This window comes from Candidatus Obscuribacterales bacterium (genome assembly GCA_036703605.1).
Taxonomy (GTDB): Bacteria; Cyanobacteriota; Cyanobacteriia; order RECH01; family RECH01; genus RECH01.
The window spans coordinates 1-5,251 of sequence record DATNRH010000663.1; the positions used below are offsets into that span (position 1 = coordinate 1).

The 5,251-nt window shown below is 55.2% G+C and carries 2 protein-coding genes; one reads left to right on the forward strand and one right to left on the reverse strand.

Annotated elements, in window-relative coordinates; genetic code table 11:
* On the forward strand, positions 1–1,149 hold a 1,149-nt coding region (locus V6D20_13990), incomplete at its 5' end, for a bifunctional diguanylate cyclase/phosphodiesterase (protein HEY9816890.1).
* A gap of 332 nt (positions 1,150–1,481) precedes the next feature.
* On the opposite strand, the gene V6D20_13995 is transcribed toward V6D20_13990, so the two are convergent.
* Entirely contained in the window at positions 1,482–5,165 is a 3,684-nt protein-coding gene (locus V6D20_13995; GenBank protein ID HEY9816891.1) for an NB-ARC domain-containing protein, read from the reverse strand.
* Positions 5,166–5,251 lie beyond the last annotated feature (86 nt).

The following is a 5,251-nucleotide window of genomic DNA, read 5'->3' on the forward strand; positions in this document are numbered from 1 at the left end:
TGTCTGCGCGCTATGGATACCGTGGCCCGCATTGGTGGCGACGAATTTGCCATACTGCTAGACGATGTGACCGATGTGACTATGTCCTGCCGCACCGCTGAGCGCATCTTAGACGAACTAAAAAAGCCCTTCACCATGAGCGATCGCGAGCTTGTAATCACAGCCAGTATTGGCATTGTGATGAGTTCAATCCCCTACGAAGATCCTGTCGATCTACTGCGTAACGCCGATATCGCCATGTACCGGGTCAAGGCGCGGGGGCGGGGCGACTACGAATTGTTCGATACGGTCATGCACATTCAGGCCCGAGAGATGATGGAGCGCGAGCATGACCTGCGCTATGCCATGACCCACAACGAACTCCAGGTGCATTACCAACCCATTGTCTCGTTGGCCACCCACGAAGTCACTAGCCTCGAAGCCCTGGTGCGCTGGCAAAAGCCCAGCGGAACGATGGTACATCCTGACCAGTTCATTCACCTGGCCGAAGAGATAGGGATCATCACCACCATCGACCAATGGGTGTTGCGCCAAGCCTGCCTACAGATGCAAACCTGGCAACAGCGAGGGCTTGGGAACTGGGTTTGGGCTGAGGGCCGCCTGGTGAGCCAGATCAACCGCCCCGTCCCACCCCTGACGATGTCCATCAACGTCAACCTGTCGAGCAAACACTTTGCCCAAAAAAATTTGGTAGATACCGTTGCCCGTATCTTGCAAGACACGGGGCTGAGCGGCCACTATTTAAAGCTAGAAATTACCGAAAGCGTGTTGATTGAAAACGCCAAAGAAGCAACCGCCATAATCAAGCAGCTTAAGCAGCTCAATGTCCAAATCTGCCTAGATGATTTTGGCACCGGCTATTCGTCGTTTAGCTACCTCCACCAGTTCCCAATCGATATCGTCAAAATCGATCGTTCCTTTGTGCAAGCCATTGATACCAACCCTGAACGGCTAGAAATTGTACGCGCCATGATCGGTCTTTGCCATACCCTGGGCATGGCCGTTACCGCCGAGGGCATCGAAACCTCCAAACAGCTCAATATTCTGCGGGAGATGGGCTGTGAATATGGGCAGGGGTACCTCTTCTCAAGGGCAGTCGATGGCGCTATCCTGACTGAAGGTCTGGAGTTACCCCTAGATGGTCAATAACCGTCTTGGGTTTCCTGCTTACATCTGAGTTCGGGATAAGCTGAAAGCCTCATTATCTCTTGGGCTGAGATCTTGATTCTTTCATTTAACAAGCTGAAAAATCCTCTTAACCCGACCTGACGTTAAACCCCATAAACGGCTCTATTTTCAGCGCGGGTTCTATACTCTATCCTTGATTCAGCAAGCTCTCTCAGTGTGTTGTCACCCGTTAAGCTCTCACCCACAGGTTGAGACCACAACCGGTTTGTCGCAGTTAGGTTTGATGGAGTGCGATCCGTGGGCAGAGACCAGCACGATGCCCTGTTTTCAGGCTGTCATCCCTAGTGCTGGCTTCATGAGTCCTGCTGAGGAGACGGTTCGATGGCTCCTAATGCCCGCAGAGCTTCTTTTTGTGTTTCCCTTAGCCCTTTGACGCCCTGAATATTCATTCCTTCGCAGGGGCGTTGGGCTCGCATACTTTTGATGCATTGCCCTGTGGTGGGGTTCCAGAGGCGGATGGTTTCATCTTCGCTGCCGCTGATCAGCACCGTTTCGTGGACGCCTTCACTATTTTCTTGAACGCTATAGGCAATGGCCCAAATGCGGTTGTGGTGGCTGTGGATGCATTGCTGCTGCTGCCCCGTGGGGAGGTGCCAGAGGCGGATGGTTTGATCGTTGCTGCCACTGGCAAGACAGGTGCCGTCGGGGCTAAAGGCGATCGCCTGAATCCAGTTTTGATGCCCTTCAAGGGTTTGCAGGCAGTGGCCCGTTGCCACATCCCAGATTTTAATGACGCAATCATCCCCGCCGCTGGCGAGGAACCGCCCATCGGGGCTAAAGGCCACGGCCCAGATGCCGCTGGTATGGCCCGTGAGCACCCTTAGACATTGCCCGCTGTGGCTGTCCCATATCCGAATGGTTTGGTCGTCGCTACTACTGGCAATGTGTTCTGGGGAACCACTGGGAGAATAAACAACGCACCGAACCCAACTGGTGTGTCCTTGTAGACTATGCAAACACTCGCCTGTGCACACATCCCACAGACGCACAGTGTGGTCCGTGCTGCCGCTAACAAGCGTTAAGCCATCGGGACTAAACTGGACGGAGCGCACCCAGCTATCATGCCCCCGCAAGACCCTGAGGCATTGGCCGCTGGTGCTATCCCAGATCCGAATCGTGTGATCACTGCTGCCACTGGCGACGCGAGAGGATTGGGGGCTAAAGGCCACCGATCGCACCCAACTGCTATGCCCCCGCAGGGTCAGCACGGCATGCCCCTGCGCCAGATCCCAAATGCGAACCGTGCGATCGCTCCCCCCGGTTACAAGATGCGTGCCACAGGCACTGACATCCAGCGAGAGAATGCCGCTGATATGCCCCCGCAAGGTCTTGAGGCATTGCCCGGTGTGGACATCCCACAACTGCACCGTTTGATCACTGCCTCCCAAGATGACAGCTTTACTGTCGGGGCTAAAGGCAACAGACCAAATATCTTGAATGGAGCAGTGAAAGGTTCGTAGGCAGACGCCTGTTTCTACATTCCAGATTTTGAGGGTTTTGTCATTGCTGGCGCTGGCGAGCCAGGTGCCGGATGGATCAAAGGTGACCGACTGCACCCAATTGGTATGGCCTTCTAAGGTTGCCAAACAGGTTCCCGTTGCGGCATCCCAGAGCTTGATGGTGTGGTCTCGGCTGCCGCTGGCCAGCAGATTGGCGATCGGGCTAAAGGCCACAGATTGCACCCAGTCGCGATGGTCAGGTAGGGTTTTGAGCAGCAATCCGGTTGTGGCATCCCAGATTTTAAGGGTTTTATCATTGCTGCCACTGACCAGCAGGGTTTGGTCGGCATTGAAGGCCACCGACCAGACCCAGTTTTCATGCCCCTTCAAGACTTGCAAGCAGGTTCCTGTCGCAACATCCCACACCCGCACTGTTTGGTCATTCCCGCTACTGGCCAAGAGGGTTCCATCCGGGCTAAAGGCCACCGACCAAACCCAATCCTGATGCCCCCGCAGGGTTTTGAGGCATTGCCCCGTTTGAATGTCCCACACCCGAATGGTTTTATCTTCGCTACCGCTGGCCAAAATCGCGTCTTTGGGGCTAAAGGCCACGGAGTGAACCCAGCCCTGATGCCCTTGATACACCAGCACTTTGCGGCCATCCTGGGTTTGCCATAGACAGATATCGTTATCGGTGGTGGCCGTGGCAAAGTAAGCGCCATCTGGGCTGAAGGCAACAGAAAGGGTGCTGGCAAAGGTTTCCATGAGAACGGAGGTGGAGAGATCGGAGTTGGCGAAATTGACGCCGTTCAGATTCGCCGTTTCCAAGTAGGCTTGCCAGATCGTGAGGTTGGAGCAGTCATAGCCGCTCAGGTCGGTGCCCAAATGCAGCAGCAGGTTGAGCAGGTTTCCGGCCAGGTAGCCAGGCTCCAGGGGATTGCGCTGTTGGTGGGTGTGGAGGAGTGTGGTGAGGTGCTTTGAGAGAGCGTCGGGGGTTTTGAACGGCTGGAGGAGCTGGTCGAGCAGGGGTTGGAGAAGAAGACGAGCCTGGATATCGCGGATGTAGTCTTTGGCTTCGGCTTTGAGCAGACTGTGTTGGTTGAGGGAGCGAAATGGGGCGTTGGGGTGTTGGATTTCTGTGGCGATCGCCCCAATCAGTTTCTCGCTGACATATTCCATCACAACGGGTTGCAAGCTCAACAGGCCATCGTGATGTTCCAGGAGTGAGCGTTGCCCCAGGGATGTGAGGGCATCGCGGATTTGCCGACGAGATGGGGTTGGGAAGATGTCGTCGCAGAGGGTGTTGAGGGTGATGGGATCGCGGGCGATCGCCAATCCCTGCAACGCCGCAATCTCCATCGGTGAGAGTCGATTGAAATGCTGATCCAGCAGCTCACTGATTTCAGCCAAAATAGCGGTTTCCTGATGCAGAAACGCCCCCACACTGCCTCCAAAGAGATCTTGGATGGTCGTGCTAATGATTTTGAGGGCTAAGGGATTGCCCCCATAGCGATGCACCAGTTCATAACTGGCCCGTTCAGATTCTTGAATGATGCCCTTGGCCTGTAGGATTTGTTGCCCACCTTGGACGGTTAACCCTTTGAGGGAAAAGGCTCGGGTCGTCTGGTATTCGCCGGCGAGAAGGGTGAATTCCTTCGTTTTTTCACGACTGGTAATGATGAGACAACTGGCGTGCTGGGTTTCCCCTACCCGCTGGAGCAGCTGACCATAGTCTTCGTAGCCAGGCCGATAGTGGCCACTACTGCGACCTCCTTGTAGGAGGGTTTCCAGGTTATCCAAAATCAGTAAGCAGCGCTGTGTTCGAAGCCGATCGAGTAACGTTTGGATCGAGGGCTGGGCGGGAATGATCTGGAGGTAGGGCGATCGGGATAGCGCGTTCAGCACATCGGTGAGCAAGGCAGAGAGGGGGGGCGCATTGTGGAGCGATCGCCAAATCACACAGTCAAACCCCGTAACATGCTGAGCCAGATAGGTCACCAGGTGGGTTTTGCCCATGCCGCCCACCCCAAACACCCCGATCAAGCGACAGCGATCGCCCGTCAGCCATTGGGTTAGCGTGGCCAGCTCATCCTGCCGCCCATAGCAGGTTTCCACATGGGCCGCTTCTCCCCAGTCTTGATAGGGCATCGAAGCATCTGGAGCAAGGTTTGATACCAGTAGATTTGGCGGTGGAGATACCCCAAATGCTTCAGTTAGCACAGCCACATCTGGAGCGTTTACGCGAGAGGAAGAAGAGGCGAGGCGGCGCTCGATCACCCGCTTGCAGTTGAGTTTCGTAACCTTTTCTCCCACCACATTGGAGAGCAACTGCCACAGGGACGGGCCAATATGTTTGCGGAGGTAATGCGCCGAATAGCCGCAGGATTCGGCGATCTGGTCATAGCTTTGCCGCTCGCCAGACCAGGCCGCTTGCAGCAGTGCCCGTTGAGCATCCCCGAGATGGCATCCCGTTTTTTCAAAGACGAGGGCATCGGTGAGGTTCAGGATTTGGCGATCGCTCACAATGGCATCATTCAACCCACTTAACCAATCTGCTTAACGCTTCCTATCTTTGGAGAAATCAAGAAACGCTGAGGTGTTTCCTGATACCGTCTCCCCCTGAA